At 61.0% G+C, this 19980-nt stretch carries 16 protein-coding genes; 10 read left to right on the plus strand and 6 right to left on the minus strand.

Features of this window, described 5'->3' with window-relative positions; translation table 11 throughout:
• Nucleotides 1-25: 25 nt before the first annotated feature.
• The 4 genes from ACPWMG_RS07560 to ACPWMG_RS07575 form a co-directional block, all read right to left on the minus strand.
• Complete coding sequence (locus ACPWMG_RS07560) at nt 26-1015, minus strand: ABC transporter substrate-binding protein (RefSeq protein ID WP_483304032.1); 990 nt, start codon at nt 1013-1015, stop codon at nt 26-28.
• Nucleotides 1012-2337 carry a Rieske 2Fe-2S domain-containing protein gene (locus ACPWMG_RS07565; RefSeq protein WP_483304033.1) on the minus strand — a complete coding sequence of 442 codons (1326 nt, stop codon included), beginning with the start codon at nt 2335-2337 and terminating at the stop codon, nt 1012-1014. The genes ACPWMG_RS07560 and ACPWMG_RS07565 overlap by 4 nt, the downstream gene beginning before the upstream one ends.
• A gap of 22 nt (nt 2338-2359) precedes the next feature.
• Entirely contained in the window at nt 2360-2836 is a 477-nt protein-coding gene (locus ACPWMG_RS07570; RefSeq protein WP_483304034.1) for a bacteriohemerythrin, read from the minus strand.
• Nucleotides 2837-3152: 316 nt separating this feature from the next.
• Nucleotides 3153-4673, minus strand: a complete 1521-nt coding sequence (locus ACPWMG_RS07575) for a CoA-acylating methylmalonate-semialdehyde dehydrogenase (protein ID WP_483304035.1) — start codon at nt 4671-4673, stop codon at nt 3153-3155.
• 122 nt (nt 4674-4795) lie between these two features.
• Between ACPWMG_RS07575 and ACPWMG_RS07580 the strand changes: the two genes are divergently transcribed.
• On the plus strand, nt 4796-5743 hold the full coding sequence (locus ACPWMG_RS07580) for a LysR family transcriptional regulator (RefSeq protein WP_483304036.1): 948 nt from the start codon (nt 4796-4798) through the stop codon (nt 5741-5743).
• Nucleotides 5744-5780: 37 nt separating this feature from the next.
• Here the strand turns inward: ACPWMG_RS07580 and ACPWMG_RS07585 are convergent, their stop codons facing one another.
• Nucleotides 5781-6533, minus strand: a complete 753-nt coding sequence (locus ACPWMG_RS07585; protein ID WP_483304037.1) for a GntR family transcriptional regulator — start codon at nt 6531-6533, stop codon at nt 5781-5783.
• Nucleotides 6534-6766: 233 nt separating this feature from the next.
• Here ACPWMG_RS07585 and ACPWMG_RS07590 point away from each other — a divergent pair, with 233 nt between their 5' ends.
• Together ACPWMG_RS07590 and ACPWMG_RS07595 are read left to right on the plus strand one after the other, a co-directional pair.
• Entirely contained in the window at nt 6767-7831 is a 1065-nt protein-coding gene (locus ACPWMG_RS07590) for a Bug family tripartite tricarboxylate transporter substrate binding protein (RefSeq protein WP_483304038.1), read from the plus strand.
• 65 nt (nt 7832-7896) lie between these two features.
• Nucleotides 7897-9090, plus strand: coding sequence for a hypothetical protein (locus ACPWMG_RS07595; protein WP_483304039.1), 1194 nt, complete (start codon nt 7897-7899; stop codon nt 9088-9090).
• 26 nt (nt 9091-9116) lie between these two features.
• On the opposite strand, the gene ACPWMG_RS07600 is transcribed toward ACPWMG_RS07595, so the two are convergent.
• Complete coding sequence (locus ACPWMG_RS07600) at nt 9117-10064, minus strand: LysR family transcriptional regulator (protein ID WP_483304040.1); 948 nt, start codon at nt 10062-10064, stop codon at nt 9117-9119.
• Nucleotides 10065-10282: 218 nt separating this feature from the next.
• Here ACPWMG_RS07600 and ACPWMG_RS07605 point away from each other — a divergent pair, with 218 nt between their 5' ends.
• From ACPWMG_RS07605 to ACPWMG_RS07635, 7 genes are all read left to right on the plus strand, one after another.
• Nucleotides 10283-11008: a class II aldolase/adducin family protein gene (locus ACPWMG_RS07605; RefSeq protein WP_483304041.1), complete on the plus strand. Its 726-nt coding sequence runs from the start codon at nt 10283-10285 to the stop codon at nt 11006-11008.
• A gap of 38 nt (nt 11009-11046) precedes the next feature.
• Entirely contained in the window at nt 11047-12018 is a 972-nt protein-coding gene (locus ACPWMG_RS07610) for a Bug family tripartite tricarboxylate transporter substrate binding protein (RefSeq protein ID WP_483304042.1), read from the plus strand.
• 35 nt (nt 12019-12053) lie between these two features.
• Nucleotides 12054-14000, plus strand: coding sequence for an FAD-binding monooxygenase (locus ACPWMG_RS07615; protein ID WP_483304043.1), 1947 nt, complete (start codon nt 12054-12056; stop codon nt 13998-14000).
• A gap of 236 nt (nt 14001-14236) precedes the next feature.
• A complete protein-coding gene (locus tag ACPWMG_RS07620; protein WP_483304044.1) occupies nt 14237-15496 on the plus strand; it encodes a citrate/2-methylcitrate synthase in 1260 nt (419 codons plus the stop codon).
• A gap of 98 nt (nt 15497-15594) precedes the next feature.
• Nucleotides 15595-16572, plus strand: coding sequence for a tripartite tricarboxylate transporter substrate binding protein (locus ACPWMG_RS07625; protein WP_483304045.1), 978 nt, complete (start codon nt 15595-15597; stop codon nt 16570-16572).
• A gap of 40 nt (nt 16573-16612) precedes the next feature.
• Complete coding sequence (locus ACPWMG_RS07630; protein ID WP_483304046.1) at nt 16613-18406, plus strand: thiamine pyrophosphate-binding protein; 1794 nt, start codon at nt 16613-16615, stop codon at nt 18404-18406.
• A gap of 10 nt (nt 18407-18416) precedes the next feature.
• Entirely contained in the window at nt 18417-19889 is a 1473-nt protein-coding gene (locus tag ACPWMG_RS07635; RefSeq protein WP_483304047.1) for an aldehyde dehydrogenase family protein, read from the plus strand.
• Nucleotides 19890-19980: the final 91 nt, after the last annotated feature.

Raw genomic sequence — 19980 nt, forward strand, 5'->3', positions numbered from 1 at the left:
CTATCGGGGGCGAAATCGTTTGCGCTCAGATGCTGTAGCTCTCGTAGGTCGATGGATGGAACAATTCCTCCACCGCCACCAAGCGTTCTGACAAACCTTGCGTGTGGTGGTGGCGTACAAAGGCTTCCAGCGTCTTGCGAGCAGGTGCCACACCGTACGACCAGTAGTCTTCACCCATGCTTTCGCGTGCCGCCTTGAGTTGCTCCTCCACAAACGGCAAGGTCACTTTGGTGGCCGAGGTGTCGCTCAACAAGGCCAGTGCGGCCGCCTTGGATTGGGTGAAGGCCTTCACCACCGCGCCGGGCAACCACGGGTGTTGCTGTGCCAGTTCTTTGCGAATGCCCACCACGTGCATGATGGGGAAGATGCCGGTGCGCCGGTAGTAGTCTTTGGCCACGGCGGTGGGGTCGTCGAACAGCCAGCCGATGTGGGGGTTACGCAGCGCCGAGGCGCTGGGTGGTCGCGGGCCGATGAAGCCGTCGATCTCGCCACGGTCGAGCAATTCTGAAATCGTGACGCCGTCAGGGGCGGCTTCCACATGCACGTTTGGCGGCAGTTGCAGTTTGATTTTTTCAGGCCTGCCAGGCGTGTCGATGCCACCGCGCACCCAGGTCACGTCTTCGGGCCGCACGCCGAAATCGTCCTGCAGAATGGCACGCGCCCAGACGTTGGCGGTGAGCTGGTACTCGGGTAGACCGATGCGGCGGCCCTTCAAATCTTGCGGCTTGGTGATGCGGTCTTTGCGCACGTAAATCGACGTGTGGCGAAATGCGCGCGACAAAAAAATAGGTACGGCGATATATGGGCAGTCGCCTTTGGCGTGCTTCACCAAGTAGCTGGAGAACGACAACTCCGCAATGTCGAAGTCCATGCTGCGCATCGCGCGGAAAAACATTTCCTCCGGGTTCAGCAGCATGTAGACCGGGTCGACACCGTCGATCAACACGCGGCCATCAAACAGCGCACGGGTGCGGTCGTAGTCGCCCATGGCGACGGAGAGTTGGAGTTTGCTCATGATTGGGCGCTCACAGAGTAAGAGGGTTCCATTTCGGGGTGTGGGCCATCGTTGGCCCAGATGTACTTGACTTCATGCGCGCGCCAATCGGTGGTCTTGGGCACGATGGCCTGGAAGGCGCATACGGTGGGAGGAATCGCCAGATCGCCGGTACCGATGGCAGGCTCACCGCGTTGAAAGGCTTGCACCGCTTCCAACATCTGTTTACGAAACTCTACGATGGCCAGGTCGCTGGCGCCCAGTCGGTCATGGCTGCGATCAGCGATTGGCCCCATGGTCAACCACATGGCCACGTCTTGATTGGGGAATCCTGTGATGCCGGTGAAGTTGCCCGCTTTCATGGCCTGGCGGTCTTGCCAAAAGCGGTTGTCCTGGGTGCGTAGCGGGTGGTAGTTGTCGTCCAGGTCGATCCCCACGGTTTGCCGCAAAAACTTGCGCCAGGTTTCGGTTTCCGGTGTTTGGGCGGGGTGCCCCCAGGCAATGAAATAAAACACACTCGATACGTCGTCCATCGGCACATTGATGTTGGCCACGTTATAGAGGTTGTTGGGGGGAATGAGTGCAGTCGCTGGCGCCACAAACACGGTCGAGCGTACATAGTCGTTTGCAACTGCGTTGGTGATGGGGCGACGTAGGGCAGCATAGCGAAAGCCGTAGCTGGTGCGTTGCACCTGCATGCGAGGCGCTTTGTCAGTGCTGGGGCGAAGCCAGGTGTTTTCGGTGGCTTTGGCACCGTCCACCCGGGCAGGCACCATGTCCGATGAATGCAGGCTGGAGCTATGGGCCGAGTCGATGGCGCCTTCCAGGATTTGCGCCCAGTTGCAGGGCAGTAGCACCTTGGCAATGCTGACGCGTGCATCGGCCGTAGGCGCCCAGGCCGGAGGCTGAAACGCCGGGACGGCATCAGCAGGGCCCATGTAAGCCCATACCATTCCACCCCACTCTTGCGTGGGATACGCCTTGTGCTTGACCTTGTCGGCCATGCCGCTTGCGGCGGGTTCGGAGACCATCTCCAACACGTTGCCTTCCACGTCCATCTTCCAGCCGTGGTAGAGGCAACGCAGGCCTCCTTCTTCATTGCGGCCATAGACCAACGAGGCGCCGCGGTGCGGGCAGTGTTCGTCCATCACGCCAACCCGGCCATCGCTATCGCGGAACACCACCAGATCCTCGCCAAAGGCGCGCGCTTTGACAGGTGTGCCGTCAGGCTCGCTGACCTCTTCCAGTAGACAGATGGGGGTCCAGTGTCGGCGCATCAGTTGCCCCATGGGGGCGTCGCCCTCCACGCGGCACAACAAATCATTTTCTTCTTTTGTCATCATGGGAATACTCCGGTACAGGTGATTACGCGGCCACAGCGGCCGTAGCGACTGGGACGCGGCTGGGTGGTCGGTGAAAGACGAGCGGCTTGGCATTCCAAGCCTGTTTGCAGATCCATGCCGCCAAAGCTGAGTCGAGGTGTTGCACGTGGGGCGGGAACCACATCGCCAGCTCTTGAGCGAAGCGACGCGTGGCCTCGTTGTCGCCGGCCTGCAGCCGCCGCTGCACGCCTGCAGCAGACCGCAGCACTGCCACATGCTCATTCATATGGCATTGCCGTGCAGGGAAGTCGAACGCCAGCATCCAAGCATCCTCTTGCCCGAAATGCGCCTTGGCATGCGCAATGACCTGCTCGAGGCAACCGGGCAGGGCTGGATCAGGCGCTGCGATCAGTTCCTGGATCAGCCTTGCGAACACTTGGTGGTCATCGTCCATGTGAGCGTGGCCTACGCGTAGCTGGTCGTTCCAGGCGAAGCTGGATTCAGCACTTGAGCTCTTCATTTCATCGTTCCATCAAGGTTGGAAAGTGCGGGGCCGTGGTTGTATGTAGATGCCTTACCCCTTGCACTCAGTTTTTAAATGCTTAGATGTCTAATATTTTATGGATTCAATCGATTGGCAACAAGGTTAGTTATCTAAGTATTTACCCGGGAGAGAAGACCTGTCGAGTAACCGACTTGCATTGAGCAGGTGCGACCCAGAATGACAAAGGCCGCTGCAGATTCAACTGCAGCGGCCTTTGCCGTTTCAACCCTGTGACGAGCGCCTAAAAGTTAGCCAATAGTCGGCTCCTGGATTGAGTGTCTGAGTACGTCGATTACTTTGCGGTGGGCATCACGAATTCAGCGCCTTTGGCGATGCTTTCTGGCCAGCGCTGCATGATGGACTTCTGCTTGGTGTAGAAGCGCACGCCTTCTTCACCATAGGCGTGCATGTCGCCAAACAAACTCTTCTTCCAGCCACCAAAGCCGTGCCAGGCCATGGGCACGGGAATCGGCACGTTGATGCCGACCATGCCCACCTGGATGCGGCGGCTGAATTCGCGCGCCACGTTGCCGTCGCGGGTGAAGCAGCTCACGCCGTTGCCAAACTCGTGGGCGTTGATCAGGTCTACGGCTTCTTTCAAGTCCTTCACACGCACGCAACTCAGCACCGGGCCGAAGATCTCTTCTTTGTAGATGCGCATCTCGGGCGTCACATGGTCGAACAGTGTGCCGCCCATCCAGAAACCGTTGTCGCAGCCGGCTCCGGCGCGCGCGCCTTGGAAACCACGGCCGTCGACCAGTAGCTTGGCGCCTTCTTGTACACCCGTCGCGATGTAGCCGGTGATGCGCTCATGTGCCGCCTTGGTCACGATAGGGCCCATTTCGGCCTCCAGGTTCGTACCGTTCAACACCTTCAACTCGTGTGTGCGTGCCACCAGTTTGTCGATCACCTTGTCGGCCGCATCGCCCACCAACACGGCCACGCTGATGGCCATACAACGTTCACCGGCCGAGCCGTAACCGGCCCCGATTAGTGCGTCCACGGTTTGGTCAAGGTCGGCATCGGGCATCACCACCATGTGGTTCTTCGCGCCGCCCAGGGCCTGCACGCGCTTGCCGTGGCGGGCGCCGGTCTCGTAGATGTAGTTGGCAATAGGCGTGGAGCCGACAAAGCTCACGGCCTTCACATCCGGGTGCACCAGTAATGCGTCCACGGCCACCTTGTCTCCCTGCACCACGTTGAACACGCCGTCGGGCAAGCCAGCCTTTTTCAACAGATCGGCCATGAACAGCGAAGGCGTCGGGTCGGTAGGGCTGGGCTTCAACACAAAAGTGTTGCCGGCGGCAATCGCCACGGGGAACATCCACATCGGCACCATCACCGGGAAGTTGAACGGCGTGATGCCGGCCACCACGCCCAGCGGCTGGCGCAGCGTCCAGTTGTCGATGCCGGTGCTCACCTGGTCGGTGAAGTCGCCCTTGAGCAACTGCGGAATGCCGCAGGCGAATTCCACAATGTCGATGCCACGCGAGACTTCGCCTTGGGCGTCTGTGAACACCTTGCCGTGCTCGGCGGTGATCATGCGCGCCAGGTCGTCCTTGTGCTGGTTCAGCAGCTCCAGAAACTTGAACAACACGCGGGCACGGCGGATTGGCGGGGTGTCGGCCCAGGCCGGGAAGGCGGCTTGTGCGGCGGCCACGGCCTTGGCGACTTCGGCGGTGTCGGCCAGCGCTACGCGGCCGGTGACGGCGCCGGTGGCGGGGTTGTAGACGTCTTGAAAACGTTCAGAGGTGCCGTTCGCAATTTGCCCGCCGATATGGTGCGCGATGGTTGGAATGTTGGGTGTGGTCATAGCGGTGAACCTGGTTGAAAGGTGGAGGACGGAAGACAAGTCTCCACAGTCTAGAAAATCGAAGGATGTTTGCCTACAACACAGTGCTTAACTATTTGTTCAATTAAATGAACAATACTAGGATGGATACCCCCAACGTAGAAACACTGTGGTCGCATCTCCGATGGCTTATCGTTCTGGCAGAGCAGGGCAGTTACACCAAGGCCGCTGCGCGCCTGGGCGTAAGCAAAGCGGCGATGAGCATGCGAGTAACCGAGTTGGAGCGTGCCATTGGCGTTGCCTTGGTCCGGCGGACGACACGCAGCATGCGCTTGACCGAAGCCGGACAACGCCTGGTCGAAGACACGCGCGGCGCATTTGACCAGATCGCCCATGTTTTCGACGAAGCCAGAGATGAAGGGCACGAACCGAGAGGCTTGGTCCGGCTCACGGCGCCAGTGGCGTTTGGGCGCCAACACCTTGTACAGCACATCGCTACTTTTTTGTCCGAGAACCCGTCGATCAGAGTGGAGATGGAGCTGTCGGACCGCTTGAGTTCGCTGGCAACTGAAGGCTTTGATCTCGCCATACGCCATACCGCTTCGCCACCCGATACGCATGTCGCTTGGCCGCTGTCCAAGACCCATTCCATGTTGGTGGCGAGTCCTGGCTATCTTCAGCGCCATGGGACGCCGCACACTCCTCAGGAGCTATCGCTCCACGCCTGTCTGCATTACCCGCGAAGCACCGATTCGAAGGTGTGGTCGTTTGAGCCCAAAGTGGGGCGCGCTAAATCTGCCGACCGGACCACGGTGCCGATCACGGGGCCATTCGCCGCCAACAACAGCGAGGCCTTGAGAGACGCGGCACTCGCCGGGCTGGGTATTGCCCTGGTTCCAGACTTCAGTGCGCAGGCGGGCTTGAGCACTGGGCACTTGATGGAGGTTCTGCCGGACTGGCGGCCCGTAGGCTCCTTCGCCGACAAGATATTTGCCATTCGCCCCTATTCACCACATGTGCCGCGAGCGGTGTCGTTGTTGGTGCGTCACTTGCGAAGCCATTTGCAGGCGGGCTTTCGGGCCAGTTTGTAGTTCCCTCAGCCTGGGTCCTCGCCAGTGGTGTGTCGCTCTATGCGACCGCTGGCTTCAATATAGCTGTGGGCAAAGCCGTGTCGGCGGATAGACCACCGGCCGTTCCATGGAGCTTGGCCATGATGGCCAGCTTGTTGTCTCGGCTTCTGCGAGCGTGCTCACGCATCAAGTAAGCGGCCCGCCCACCCTCCCTGGATCGAATGGCGTTGAGAACCTCGTGGTGATCTTCCTGCGCGCGCGAGATGAGTGGGAATTCGAGCACGGGCAAGCTCCCATTCAGTCCTAAAGACCCAGCGCCCGCCATCGGCGTTTTGTTGACGGCGTCGATGGCTTCTTTCAGCATGATGTTGTCCGCCGCCTCAATCAGGGTGGTATGAAACTGTGCATTCATAGCGATCCAGCTAGCCGCATCCAGCCTGAGTTTGTTTAGACGAGCCGCTTCGATCAAAGCGTGACCATCGGCAACGCAATCCTGCAGCTTGGCCAGCACATTGGCAGACGCCCCTCGCTCGGCCAAGCGTTCCACCGCCAGTGCCTCTAACGCTCCACGCACGTCAATGGCGTCACCAATGGCCGCGATGGTGAACAGCCGCACCCGAAAGCCTCTTTTGGGAAGCCGTTCGAGCAGGCCCTCTTTTTCAAGTTCACCCAGCGCGATGCGCAAGGGCGTACGAGAGACCGCCAGTTCTGTCGCGCATTGCACCTCCACCAAGCGTTCGCCAGGCGCCAGTTCACCGGAGAAGATTCGATGTCGCAACTCTTGGATGACACGTTCAATTTGAGAGGCCATGGCTTTGTTGATTGGGGAAGGTGAGTGAATTTTTGGCGCCTATCTCGCGGTTTTAGGTCCTACGAATGTGGCGCAATAGCAAGGATAAATGCATGCAATTATTCATCAAGGCTATGGATATCTAGGGTATTTCCCTATAATTTTTCATATTCTTAGGGTGCTAAGATTTAAAAATGCACGCAATTTGAGAGATGGCGTGTGAACCACTACAAATGACCCACGGAGACAATGCCATGCAATCTTTCTGCTTTTCTGCGTTCTACCGGGCCTTGAGCCGACGCACCATTTCCGACGACCACGGCATGACCATCGGCCATCCACGCCGTGCTTTCTGCGCAGCGGCCGCGCTTGGAGCCGCTCTGGTGACTTTGGCTCCGCCTGCGTTTGCGCAAGGGGATGGATATCCGAGCAAGCCCGTGCGCGTGATCGTGCCTTTTCCACCCGGTGGTGGTGGAGATGTGCTCGCCCGCTTGGTGTTCACGCGATTGGGGTCGGTCCTTGGTCAGCCGATGGTGATTGAAAACATGGCGGGGGCGGGTGGCAACATTGGGACCATGGCAGCCGCACGCTCTGCACCGGACGGCTATACCCTTGCATACGGCACCAATGGCACCCATGGGATTAACCAAAGCTTGTACAAAAGCCCTGGGTTTGATGCCATCAAAGATTTTGAGCCCGTGAGTCAGTTCACGCGCATCGCTGCTTTGGTGGTGGTGCGGCCGAACTTTCCGGCCAAGACAATGCCCGAACTGGTGAGTCTGGTGCGTAGCCAGCCTGGCAAATACACATTTGCCTCGGCAGGCAATGGCACTACATCGCATTTGGCGGGCGAGATGCTCAAGTCAACCGCAGGGTTGCAGATGCTGCATGTACCGTATCGGGGTGGGGCATTGGCCATCACGGATTTGATCGGGGGGCAGGTGGACATGTTGATCGACGTGATGCCCAACACCGCGCCCCAGGTCCGCGGAGGCAAGTTGAAAGGCTTGGCCGTGAGCACCGCTAAACGTGTGGCGACGATGCCTGAAATGCCCACCATCGCAGAGTCAGGCGTTCCCAACTTCGACGTGAGTGCTTGGGACGGACTGTTTGTTCCGGCCGGAACACCCGCTCCCATCGTGGCCAAGCTGAATGAAGCAGTTCGCAAGGTGCTCGCAGACCCGGAACTCAAAAAACAGTTGGCCGATCGGGGCGCCGAAGTAGTGCTCTCGTCCCCTACGGAGTTTGGCAGTTTCGTGAAGTCTGAAATTGTGCGCTGGGGCGCCGCCGTCAAATCGTCGGGGGCCACCACCGAGTAGGGCCGCAGCCATTCTGTTCTCTGCGTCTCACCTCTCTTTGCATGCTGCTTGTTTCAGGAGTCCCTATGTTTTTCCCGTCTTCGTCACCCTCGGTGAGCCATGTCCAACCCGGTGGAAATTGGCAAGGGTTGCCGCCACCGGCCGACCCAGCCGTCACGCAAACCAAGTATTTCTTTCAAGCGCTCGATAATTTTCAGCGCGTGTTTGCGATACGGCCCGGCGACGAGGTTCTGTTTCTGGCCGACCCCTTGCTGGACCCGAGGGTGATCGACGCGGTCATCGGCCTGGCGAAATCGCGCGGTGCCACGGTGCGTATCTACATGGAGCCGAGCACGCAAGTCACGGCTATTCCAGAAAGCGTGCAGGGTTTGCTGGAGAAAGCGACCTTCGTGGTGTCGACCTGGTTTTGCTCGATCCTCGATCCCTTGTGCATCCGGCTGCGCCGCCAAGGGCAGCGCTGGGTCAAGATCACCTACTTCCGCAACCTCGATTTGCTGCACACGCCGCAAGCGCGGTTTCCGTTGGACCTGGTCGGCGAAATCATCAGGGGAACGGCAAGCCGTTACCCCAAAGGAGAGCATTTCGATCTGCGCTTTACCGATGCGCGCGGCAGTGACTTTCGTATCGCTTTTACGCCGGAAATGCGTGACAACCAACTCGCGACCAACCGGTGGCGCGGGCAGATGACGGCAGAAGAGAACGGTTGCTATGTGCACTATCTGGCGACCCATGGCCCGAATTTCTGGGACCACAACTCCGTCAAGAATGACTTCAGTGCGGTAGTGCCGATGTCGGGCGTTCTGTATCCCCAATGGGCTGTCGGTTTTGCCAAACCCTTCGACGAAAAGATTGGCGTCTTCTTTGAGGGTGATACCGTCAGCCGTGTTGAGGGTGAGTCAGATGAGGCGCGCATCCTGCGCGAAATGTTGGTAGGTGGTCGGATGATTGAGGGTGGCGGCTGTGGATTCAACCCTAAGGCGCCAAGGCACACCATCTACCCTGCGGGTTCGAATGCACCAGGTGCGCTGCACTTTGGTATCGACCTCAAGCAGCCCAGCGACTACATCCGCCGTGTCATGCCAGACTGGGAAGAGCCGCCGGTGCACATGGACTTGGTGACACTCGACAGCACGGTGACGGCAGGTGAGAACGTGCTGGTTGACAAAGGTTTTCTATGTGCCTTGCGCGACCCTACAGTGGTCGATGCCGCCGCGCGCTGGGGAGACCCCGTGGAGCTGCTGGAGGCTGAGGTTCTTTAAGGGGCAACAGCCGGCGGCCCAGGTGGCTAGAGCTTGCTGGGTTTGCTGCCGCTGCGGTTGTGGCGGCCATCGCCAGAACCTCCATCGCCCAGCAAGTCTGACATCGTCCGTCTCAGCCACACGTTGCCGGGGTCTGTATGAAAGCGCTCATGCCAATGTTGCTTCACATCGTAGTGCGGAAGCACATGCGGCACGGGTAGCAGGCGTATCTTCTCGCGGATGGCCATGACCTCGGCATAGAGCCTGGGCACAGTGGCGATGAGTTCGGTTTCCGCCACGATGCGGGCCACACCCAGGAAGCTGGGCACGCGCAGCACCACCTGGCGCGGCACGTCGGCGCGCTCCAGCACTTTGTCGACGATGGCGTGGCCGGTGCCCGACGAGCTGACCAGCACGTGGCCTTCTCGGCTGTAAGCGGCCTTGCTGAGTTTGCTGCCTATGCGGGGGTGATCGGTCGCCACCAGGCACACAAAATTCTGTGCAAACAAGACCTGCTGGTAGAAGCCCGCGTCGAGTTGCGGCATGAACCCGACCGCCAGGTCGATGTCGCCGTCTTGCAGGCGCCGCACACTGTCGGTCGAGATTTTTTCGACATCCACCTGAACCCCGGGCGCCACGCGGCGCAGGTGGTTGAGCAGCGTGGGCAGCAACACGATTTCGCTGATGTCCGTCATGCCGATGCGAAAGATGCGCTGCGCCTCGGCGGGTTCAAAACCGCCGCGGCTGGCGTGAGCCTGCTCCAGATGTTCCAGCACCGCGCGCAGTTGCGGTTGGATGGTCTGTGCATACGGCGTGGGCAGCATGCCGCGTGCGGTGCGGCTGAACAGTTGGTCGCCAAAGTGCGCGCGCAGCTTGATCAATGCAGCACTGGCGGCGGCTTGGGGAATGCCCAGCCGGTCCGCCGCCTTGGACACGCTGGCTGTCTTGAATACCTCTTCAAAGACTTTGAGCCATTCGAGGTCGAGCTTGGCCACCGGTATGTCTCCTTCTTCAGGCGCTGCATTATTGAAAAATGAAATATTAATTATCTTGCCACACGCTTGCCAGCATAGAGGCCGCGAGAGAAAAATGTGACCAATGCAGAGTTGAGCGTGACCCCACAGCTTCGATGCCCATGATTGGCGATCAGTTGTTAACAGCAAAGGCGCAGATCACCTTGACCCTGTGTAGAACACCAATAGGAGCCAAGTCGATGTCCATCAAACCACCCGCCCCCAATCTTGTCGATCGCCTCGTCTACGCCAACCGCATCCTCTACGACCAAAACATCGTCGATGGCCTGGGCCACGTCAGCGTGCGCCATGACAGCGAACCCGGTGCCTTTTTGCTGTCGTGCAACCGCGCGCCGGGCATGGTGCGCCGGCGCGACATCACCACCTACGACTTTGACGGCAACACGCTGTCGGACCAAACCGAGCGGCCGTACCTGGAGCGCTTCATCCACGGCGAAATCTACCGCGCCCGCCCCGATGTGGTGGCGGTGGTGCACAGCCACTCGCAAAGCGTGATCCCGTTTGCCATAACCAAGAACGCACTGAAGCCGGTGTTCCACATGTCGGGCTTTTTGGGCGAGGGCTCGGCGCATTTCGAGATCCGTGAAGCCGGTGGCAACACCGACATGTTGATCAGCAGCTCTTACCTGGGCCACGCCTTGGCCAGGTCGCTCGGCAAACACAGTTGTGTGCTGATGCGCGGCCACGGTTCCACCGTCGTGGGCACGTCGTTGGAGCAGGCAATTTACCGCGCGATCTATGCCGAAGTGAATGCCAAGCTGCAACTGGCGGCCAACGGTCTGGGAGACATCACCTTCCTCAACAAGGAAGAAGCGCAGCTTTCTTCCGACATGAACGACGGCCAGATTCCACGCTCGTGGAATCTTTGGATCAAGCGGCTCGGCCAGATCGATCTGGACCAGTAAAACGCGCCACCACAGATAACAAAACAAGGAGACATTTCATGCGATTCAAATCATCTTTCACGGGCCTTTGCGCAGCGGCACTGCTGGCCGTTGGTGTGGTCGCGCAGGCGGACACCTATCCATCCAAGTCTGTGCGCATCGTGGTGCCTTACGCCACAGGTGGTGGTTCGGACATTCTGGCGCGGCAAATCGGTGCCGGTTTGCAGCAGGTATGGGGCCAGGGTGTGGTGGTCGACAACAAGGCGGGTGCCTCGGGCAACATCGGCAGTTCTGAAGTGGTGCGTGCACCTGCCGACGGCTATACGCTGCTGCTGCAGAACAGCACCATGGTCACCAACCTTGGCGTGATGGGCAAGCTGCCCTACGACCCCGAGAAAGACCTCACGCCCATCATGCTGCTGGGCGTGACGCCGATTGCGTTGGCGGCGCACCCTTCGCTCAACGTGAGCAACGTGAAAGAACTCGTCGCCGCCGCCAAGGCCAAGCCCGATGCCCTGAGCTATGGCTCATGTGGCATCGGCACGCCGCAGCATTTTGTGATGGAGCTTGTGAAACAGCAAACTGGTGTGGCCGCCGCCCATGCGGGCTACAAAGGTTGCGCACCGGCCGTGACCGACGTGCTGGGGGGGCAGATTCCACTGGCCATCGTCAGCGCCAATTTGGTCGCACCGTATGCCAAGAGCGGACGGCTGAAGGTGGTGGGCGTGTCCACCGCACAGCGTTATGGTTTGTTGCCCGACACGGCCACGTTTGAAGAGCAAGGCTTGAAGCCGTTCGACTTTTCGATTTGGTACGCCTTGATGGGGCCAAAGAATTTGCCGCCCGCCGTGGTGTCGAAACTGGTGGCCGACATCTCCAAAATTTTGGCTGATCCGTCGGTGGTTTCCAACCTGTCGAACGCCGGGGTCGAACCCTACAAGGGCTCGGGCGACGATCTCGCCAAGCTGATCAAGGCCGACGCCAAACGCTACACCGACCTGGCCAAGAGCGCCAACATCAAGGCCGAGTAAACACCGGCGGCCACGAAGACAGAGGTTAGAAAAAAATGCAATTTCACTTGAACGGGTTCAGACCGGGCGGCCCGGAGGTTCTGGAGCCATCGCCCTTGAATGCGCCGCGCACCGATACGCTTCCTGAAGAGGTGGATGTGCTGATCGTCGGCTGCGGCCCTGCCGGCCTGACGCTGGCCGCACAGTTGGCGGTGTTTCCCGGCATTCGCACCTGCATCGTCGACCAGAAGGATGGCCCGATGAAGCTGGGGCAGGCCGATGGCATTGCCTGCCGCACGATGGAAATGTTTGAAGCCTTCAGCTTTAGCGAGCGGGTGCTGAAAGAGGCCTGCTGGATCAACGAAGTCACCTTCTGGAAACCTGACCTGCAGCAGCAAGACAACATCGTGCGCCACGGCCGGGTGCAAGATACAGAGGACGGTTTGTCAGAGTTTCCGCATGTGATCTTGAACCAGGCGCGGATCCACGACTTCTACCTGGACTTCATGCGCAACTCGGCCACCCGCTTGGAGCCGCACTACGCTCGAAAATTTGTCGACCTGCAGCTCGACCGCAGCGCAGGGGACCACCCGGTCACGGTGCGACTGGAACGAACCGATGCGCAGCACAACGGCCAGATCGAGACCGTGAAGGCGCGCTACGTGGTGGGCTGCGACGGTGCGCGCAGCGGTGTGCGCAAGTCGATTGGGCGCCGCTTGGTGGGTGACTCGGCCAACCAAGCCTGGGGCGTGATGGACGTATTGGCCGTCACAGACTTTCCTGACATCCGCTACAAGGCCGCCGTGCAATCGGCCAACGGCAACCTCTTGGTGATCCCGCGCGAAGGGGGTTATCTGGTGCGCCTGTATGTCGAGATGGACAAGCTCGGCGAAGAAGAGCGGGCGGCCGACCGTGGCATCACCATCGACCACCTCATCGCCACTGCGCAGCGCATTCTGCACCCCTACACGCTCGACGTGAAAGAGGTGCCTTGGTGGTCGGTGTACGAAATCGGGCAACGCATTTGTGACCAATACGATGATGTGGTTGACGATGCGGCAACGCTGATGCCCCACGTGTTCATCGCCGGAGACGCCTGCCATACCCACAGCCCCAAGGCCGGGCAGGGCATGAATTTTTCGATGCAGGACACCTTCAACCTGGGCTGGAAACTGGCCGCCGTGTTGCATCAACAGTGTGGCCCGGAGCTGCTGAAAACCTACTCAGAAGAGCGGCAGGTGGTGGCCCAGGAACTGATCGACTTTGACCGCGAGTGGGCCAAGATGTTCAGCGATCGGCCCAAGGAAAATGCCGGTGGCGAAAAGGCCAGCGGCCAAGCGCAAGGGGTCGACCCCAAGCAGTTTCAAAAGTACTTTGAGCAGCATGGGCGCTTTACCGCCGGCATGGGCACGCGTTACCGCCCCTCCGTCATTTGCGGCGAGGGCACCCACCAACACTTGGCCACCGGTTTTGTGATTGGCACGCGTTTTCACTCTGCGCCCGTGCTGCGGGTGTACGACGCCAAGCCCATTGAACTTGGGCATGTGGGCAAGGCCGACGGCCGCTGGCGCCTGTACGCGTTTGCCGATGCCGCACATGGGCTCAACACGAGTGAGGCCGATAGCCGTGTGGCCGGGTTATGGCAGTTTTTGGAAACCTCTGCCGCATCGCCGGTGCGCCTGTACACGCCAGCGGGGCATGACGTCGATGCGATCTTCGATCTGCGGGTCATCTTTCAACAGGAGCACCGCGAACTGGACTACGGCGCGTTGCCGAACCTGCTGCGTCCCACCAAGGGTCGATACGGGCTGAGGGACTATGAGAAAGCGTTTTGCCCCAACCTCAAGAGCGGGCAGAACATCTTCGACGTACGCGGCATTGACCGGGCGCAAGGTGCCTTGGTGGTGGTACGTCCCGACCAATACATTGCGCATGTCTTGCCGCTGGATGCGCACCAGGAGCTGAGTGCATTTTTTGCTGGCTTCATGCAGGCGCACCAGTGATCCGTGGTTAGCGAGGTAATGGACTGACGGCCGATGAGGCATAAGCGTAACCCCGCTTCAATTCGGCCAACACCAAGCGGACAATGACGTGCCCGCTGCTGGGTTCATGTGACGTGTGAAGGTCAAACGACGTGTGGCCTCACACGTCGCTTGTGAAGCCTTGGCATTGGGAAAGCCCTCTATGCAAAACGTGCATCTCTCATGCTGTGAAGTCCGACCGCTCAGCGTTTTCCTCCGTGCCCCGTAGCGCCTACGCGACGGCGGTTGAAGCCATGCGTTTGTTGGACGTGCGGCAGCAAACACTCTATGCCTACGTCAGCCGGGGCTGGATTCGCAGCATTCCACAACAGGGTTCCAAGGCCCGGCTGTATTTACTGGACGACATCACGCGGGTCAGCATGCGTTCGGCGGCGCGCGCGGGGCACGGTGCGGTGGCGGCATCCGCCATGAACTGGGGTGAGCCGATCTTCCCCACCTCCATCACCGAGATCACACCCCAAGGGCCACGCTACCGAGGGCACTTGGCGGCGGACCTGGTGCGTGACGAGGTTTCGTTCGAGACGGTGGCCGAGCTGCTCTGGACCAGCGAGCGAAAAAAATCACCCTCGTGGCCCGTGGAAAAACCGAGTGCCGAGTTGCTGCATTTGACCGAAACGCTGACGTCGCTGCAAGCGCGTCACAACATCTTGGAAACCTTCTCGCTGGTCGTGCTGATGCTGGGCATGCGCCGGGGCTCTGTGGCCGAGCGCTTGCAACAAGGGCGCACACTTGCTGCGGCGCGCGAGGTGATGCAGGCGGTGGTGGCATGCTGCGGCTTTCTGGGGCCGGCGCAACAGTACCGCCCTCTAGAGACAGGCGAAAGCATTGTGGGTGGACTGATGGCCGCGTTGGGCATCGCGCCCTCTGATGAAAACCTGACCGCGCTGCGCGCCATCCTGATCTTGATGGCCGACCACGAGCTGTCGCCCGGTACCCTGGGTGCTCGCGTGGTGGCTTCAGCGGGCGGCACGCTACACAGTTGCCTGGCGTCTGCACTCTGTGCAACTTCAGGTGTGGAGGTGGGGCGCATGTACGAGCGTGTGGAGTCTTTCCTCGGACACCCCAAGACCCGCACCGTGCTGCTGAACCGCGCGCTCAAACTGCACGGCCAGGGGCAGAGCGTGCCGGGCTTCGACCACCCGCTCTACCCCAAGGGCGACCCGCGTGCGGCGCAGTTGCTCGACCTGGCCCGCGCGCGCAGCGGGCTGGGGCGTGAGCTCACGGCGATCTTCCGTTTTCTAGAAGACATCCATGCTGCTGCCGGATTGTTGCCTCGGCAGGAGTTTGCTCTGGTGGTGCTGGCACGTGCCATGAACCTGCCGCCGCAAGCCCCGGCGGCGCTGTTCGCGTTAGGCCGTATTGCGGGCTGGGTGGCCCATGTGCGCGAGCAACGTACGTCGGGCCTACTGCTGCGGCCGCGTGCCAAGTTTGTCGAAGGGCCGGGCGCACCGATTTGACGCCCAAACAACTCTCACATTGATTCAAAGTTCAAGATTGAATGTTCTTGAACGTCTCCCTACGATGCGTCGGCGATCGTCAAAAAAAGGAGACAAACATGAAACTCAATCACCGCGCCTTGGCCCTCGCGGCTGGCGTGCTTGCTGCGGCAGCGGGCTTGCAGGTGCATGCGCAAGAGTTCCCAACCAAGCCCATCCATATCGTTGTGCCCTTGCCGCCGGGCGGCTCCAACGATGTGCTCGCGCGGGTGCTGGGGCAGAAGATGGGCGAGGCCTTCGGCCAGCCGGTGGTGGTGGACAACAAGCCCGGTGCTGCGGGCAACATTGCCACCGAGTTCATGTCACGCGTAGAACCCGACGGCTACACCATCGCCGTCGCACCCAACCAGACGGTGGCCGTGAACCCCGTGCTCTATCCCAAGCTGCCGTTTGATGTGGTGCGCGACCTGCAGGGCATCTCGATGATGGGGCGCGTGCCCATGGTGCTGGTGGTGTCCAGCAAGGTCAGCGCGGCCAACGTGAATGAGTTGATCGCGCAGGCCAAGGCCGCGCCAGACAAGTTCACCTATGCCTCGGCCGGGGCGGGTAGCCCGCAACACATGGCGGCGGAGGTTTTCAAGTCAATGACCGGCACCCGCATCACGCAGATCCCCTACAAGGGCTCGGCCCCGGCGATGGTGGATGTGCTGGGTGGCACAGTGGATGTGATGTTCTGCCCCATCAACACGGCATTGCCGCACATCCGCAGCGGCAAGATCCGTGCGCTGGGCACCACCGGCACCAAACGGCTCGACACCCTGTTGCCCGGCGTGCCCACGATTGCCGAGAGCGTGCCCAACTACGAGAGCGACATCTGGATCGGCATGGTGGCGCCGGCGAAAACGCCGCAACCCATCATCAACAAGCTCAACGCTGAACTGCGCCGCTCGCTTGAGCTGCCCGACGTGCGCGCCAAGCTGGCCGAACAAGGCATCTATGCCGAAACCAGCACGCCGGCCGAGTTCACAGCGCTGATTGCCGCCGACCAGAAGCGCTGGGCGGCCGTGATCAAGGCCGCCAACATCGTGCCGGAATGACACAGGCCCCACCAAATACCCCCTCGCATCAGGAGAGACCATGCCCCTCAATTCACACCCCGCCGTGCGCCGGGACATTCCACAACCATCGGAACCCGACGACACCGTGTGGGGCAGCGATGCCATCGCCGAAATGCTGCGCGCGATGGACATTCCCTACGTGCTGCTCAACCCCGGCGCCAGTTTTCGCGGTCTGCACGACAGCCTGGTCAACCACCTGGGTAACGAGCAGCCGCAGATGGTGGTGGTGCTGCACGAAGAACATGCGGTGGCCATTGCCCACGGCTATACCAAGGTGACGGGCAAGCCGTTGATTGCCATCTTGCACAGCAACGTGGGTTTGATGCACGGCACCATGGCCATCTTTGATGCCTGGGTCGACCGCGTACCGGTGATCGTGCTGGGTGCTACGGGGCCGGTCGATGCGAACAAACGCCGCCCGTGGATCGACTGGATCCACACCGCGCAAGACCAGGGCGCCATGGTGCGCAACTTCACCAAATGGGACGCCCAACCGGCGTCCATCCCGGCCGCGCAAGAGGCGCTGTTGCGCGCCCGGCAGATTGCCACTACCGCGCCGCAAGGGCCGGTGTATGTGTGTTTTGATGCGGCGCTGCAGGAGTCCAAACTGCCAGGTAAACAAGTGCTGCAAGATCCCACACGTTATCTTGCGCCGCCGCCCGCGCGCCCCTCGGACGAGGTGCTGGCCCAGGCGGCCGAATGGCTGTCCACCGCCCGGCGTCCGGTGATCCTGATGGGCCGCGTCACACGCGACCTGGACGGCTGGAACCAGCGTGTGCAGTTGGCCGAAACCTTGCAGGCCGAGGTGCTGACCGATCTGCGCGTGGGTGCGGCCTTCCCCACCGACCACCCTTTGCATGCGGCTCCCAGCGGTGCTTTCCTCAACCCCACCGCGCAGGAAGTGCTGCGCCGTGCCGACGTGGTGTTGAGCCTCGACTGGCTGGATCTTTCGGGCACGCTGAAGCAGGCCTGGGGCGACCAGCCTGTGGGCAGCAAGGTCATCCAGGTGTCGGTAGACCAATACAGCCACAACGGCTGGAGCATGGACCACCAGGGCCTGCCGCCGGTAGACCTGTTTTTGCTGTGTGAACCCGAGCCCGCAGTGGCGCTGCTGAACCCGCTGGTGAAGGCGCGCGCCCCATTGGAAGTGGCGACGCGGCCTGTTCCCGCAGCCGCTGCAGCAGCAGGTGCGGGTACTGGCTTGATGACAGTGGCCACGCTGGCCGCCACGGTGCGCAAAGCAGTGGGTGAGCGCAAAGTTTGCCTGATGCGTTTGCCGCTGAGTTGGAGCGGTGAGATGTGGGACTTCAAGCACCCGCTCGACTTTTTGGGCTATGACGGAGGGGGCGGCATCGGCTCCGGGCCCGGGATGTCGATTGGCTCCGCGCTGGCGCTCAAGGGCAGCGACCGTCTGCCGGTGGCCATCATCGGTGACGGCGATTTCATGATGGGCGTGAATGCCTTGTGGACGGCCGCCAATGCGCGCATTCCGATGCTGGTGGTGGTGTGCAACAACCGCTCGTTCTTCAACGACGAACTGCACCAGGAGCGTGTGGCGCGACAGCGCAAGCGGCCAGTGGAAAACCGCTGGATCGGCCAGCGCATCAGCGACCCACCACCCAACCTGGCGATGATGGCGCGCGGGCAAGGCTTGACCGGCTTTGGCCCGGTAGAGGACGCCGCCGAACTGGCGCAGGTGCTGGAAGGGGCGATTGCGGCCGTGGAGCGGGGCGAGACCGTGGTGGTGGATGTGGTGGTGCAAACCGGCTACAGCCCGGCCATGACCGCAGGTTTGACGCGTTCAAAAGACTGAGGAACCCCGCATGCGTGCCCATGAAATTCCCCCTGGTATTCTGCCCACCCAGCGTGGCCTGTATTACGGCGGCGCCTGGCATGTGCCCAAGGCCAATGCTTACGCCGAAACCTTCAACCCCTGCTACAACGAAGCCATCACCAGCGCACCGGTGGCCGATGCAGATGACGTGGACGCGGCTGTGCAAGCAGCCCATGCCGCCTTTCCGGCCTGGGCCGCCACTCCACCGCTGGAGCGGGCGCGCTACCTGCGCCGGGCCGCGGCGGTGTTGCGTGAACACGACCAACCGCTGGCCCAACTCGACGCCTTGAACAACGGCAACCCGGTGTCGGCCTTGGCCATGGACGCCGGCTTTGCCGCCGACTGCCTGGAGTATTTTGCGGGCCTGGCCACCGAGATCAAAGGCGAGACCATCCCCATGGGCGATGGCAACTTCAACTACACCTTGCAAGAGCCGCTGGGGGTGGTGGCGCGTATCGTGGCCTACAACCACCCGCTGATGTTTGCGGCCGCGCGCCTGGCCGCGCCTTTGGCTGCGGGGAACACGGTGGTGGTGAAGGCGCCCGACCAGGCGCCGCTGTCCACCCTGCGGCTGGCCGAACTGGTGGGGCATATCTTTCCGCCCGGCGTGGCCAACTTCCTGTGCGGCGGCCGCGCGTGCGGCGAGGCATTGGGGCGTCATCCGCTGGTACGCAAGATCACGCTCATCGGCGGTGTGCCCACGGGCAAGGCGGTGATGAAAACCGCTGCCGACAGTCTGAAGCCCGTGCTGCTGGAACTGGGCGGCAAGAACGCGCTGATTGCCTTTCCCGATGCCGACATCGACAAGCTGGTGAACGGCATCATCGCCGGCATGAACTTCACGTGGTCCGGCCAAAGCTGTGGCTCCACCAGTCGCGTGTTCCTACATGAATCGCTGCACGACCAGGTGCTCGACAAGGTGGTGCGTTTGTTGCCCGAGCGCCATCGCCCTGGCATTCCCACAGACCCGAAGACCACGATGGGTTCGCTGGTCAGCCGCGCGCAGTTGGAGAAGGTGCAAGCCTACGTGGCGGCAGGACTCGAAGAAGGCGGGCGCCTGGTGTGCGGTGGCAAGCAGCCAGACGATCCGGCGCTGAAGGATGGCTTCTTCTATGAAGCAACCGTCTTTGCCGACATGCAGCCGCACATGCGGCTGGCGCGCGAAGAGGTTTTTGGGCCGGTGATGTCGGTGTTCAAGTGGCGCGACGAAGACGTGCTGTTCGAGCAGGTCAACGGCGTGGAGTTTGGCCTGACGGGCTCCATCTGGACGCAGAACCTCAACACGTCGCACCGTGCAGCCAAGCGCATCCAGACCGGTTATGTGTGGGTCAACAACGCCAGCCAGCACTTCATGGGGGCGCCGTTCGGGGGCGTCAAACAATCGGGCATTGGCCGGGAAGAGTGTTTTGCCGAGCTGCTGGAGTTCACGTATACCAAGAACGTGAACTTGAAGCTGGGGTGATGGCAGTTGGCCGATGGCCAACTGCCTAAGCCGCTGACGGCAGCGCTGGGTTGGACCTTGGCACCTCGTCAGGTGCCAAGGTCAAGCGATG

It is taken from the genome of Hydrophilobacter chitinilyticus (genome assembly GCF_049860745.1).
Classification (GTDB): Bacteria; Pseudomonadota; Gammaproteobacteria; order Burkholderiales; family Burkholderiaceae_C; genus Rhodoferax_B.

What these genes read in the sequence shown, in the direction of transcription:
- ACPWMG_RS07560 (WP_483304032.1), bottom strand. Translation starts at nt 1,015, where the DNA reads ATGAGCAAACTCCAACTCTCCGTCGCCATGGGCGACTACGACCGCACC.
- ACPWMG_RS07565 (WP_483304033.1), bottom strand. Translation starts at nt 2,337, where the DNA reads ATGATGACAAAAGAAGAAAATGATTTGTTGTGCCGCGTGGAGGGCGAC.
- ACPWMG_RS07570 (WP_483304034.1), bottom strand. Translation starts at nt 2,836, where the DNA reads ATGAAGAGCTCAAGTGCTGAATCCAGCTTCGCCTGGAACGACCAGCTA.
- ACPWMG_RS07575 (WP_483304035.1), bottom strand. Translation starts at nt 4,673, where the DNA reads ATGACCACACCCAACATTCCAACCATCGCGCACCATATCGGCGGGCAA.
- ACPWMG_RS07580 (WP_483304036.1), top strand. Translation starts at nt 4,796, where the DNA reads ATGGATACCCCCAACGTAGAAACACTGTGGTCGCATCTCCGATGGCTT.
- ACPWMG_RS07585 (WP_483304037.1), bottom strand. Translation starts at nt 6,533, where the DNA reads ATGGCCTCTCAAATTGAACGTGTCATCCAAGAGTTGCGACATCGAATC.
- ACPWMG_RS07590 (WP_483304038.1), top strand. Translation starts at nt 6,767, where the DNA reads ATGCAATCTTTCTGCTTTTCTGCGTTCTACCGGGCCTTGAGCCGACGC.
- ACPWMG_RS07595 (WP_483304039.1), top strand. Translation starts at nt 7,897, where the DNA reads ATGTTTTTCCCGTCTTCGTCACCCTCGGTGAGCCATGTCCAACCCGGT.
- ACPWMG_RS07605 (WP_483304041.1), top strand. Translation starts at nt 10,283, where the DNA reads ATGTCCATCAAACCACCCGCCCCCAATCTTGTCGATCGCCTCGTCTAC.
- ACPWMG_RS07610 (WP_483304042.1), top strand. Translation starts at nt 11,047, where the DNA reads ATGCGATTCAAATCATCTTTCACGGGCCTTTGCGCAGCGGCACTGCTG.
- ACPWMG_RS07615 (WP_483304043.1), top strand. Translation starts at nt 12,054, where the DNA reads ATGCAATTTCACTTGAACGGGTTCAGACCGGGCGGCCCGGAGGTTCTG.
- ACPWMG_RS07625 (WP_483304045.1), top strand. Translation starts at nt 15,595, where the DNA reads ATGAAACTCAATCACCGCGCCTTGGCCCTCGCGGCTGGCGTGCTTGCT.
- ACPWMG_RS07630 (WP_483304046.1), top strand. Translation starts at nt 16,613, where the DNA reads ATGCCCCTCAATTCACACCCCGCCGTGCGCCGGGACATTCCACAACCA.
- ACPWMG_RS07635 (WP_483304047.1), top strand. Translation starts at nt 18,417, where the DNA reads ATGCGTGCCCATGAAATTCCCCCTGGTATTCTGCCCACCCAGCGTGGC.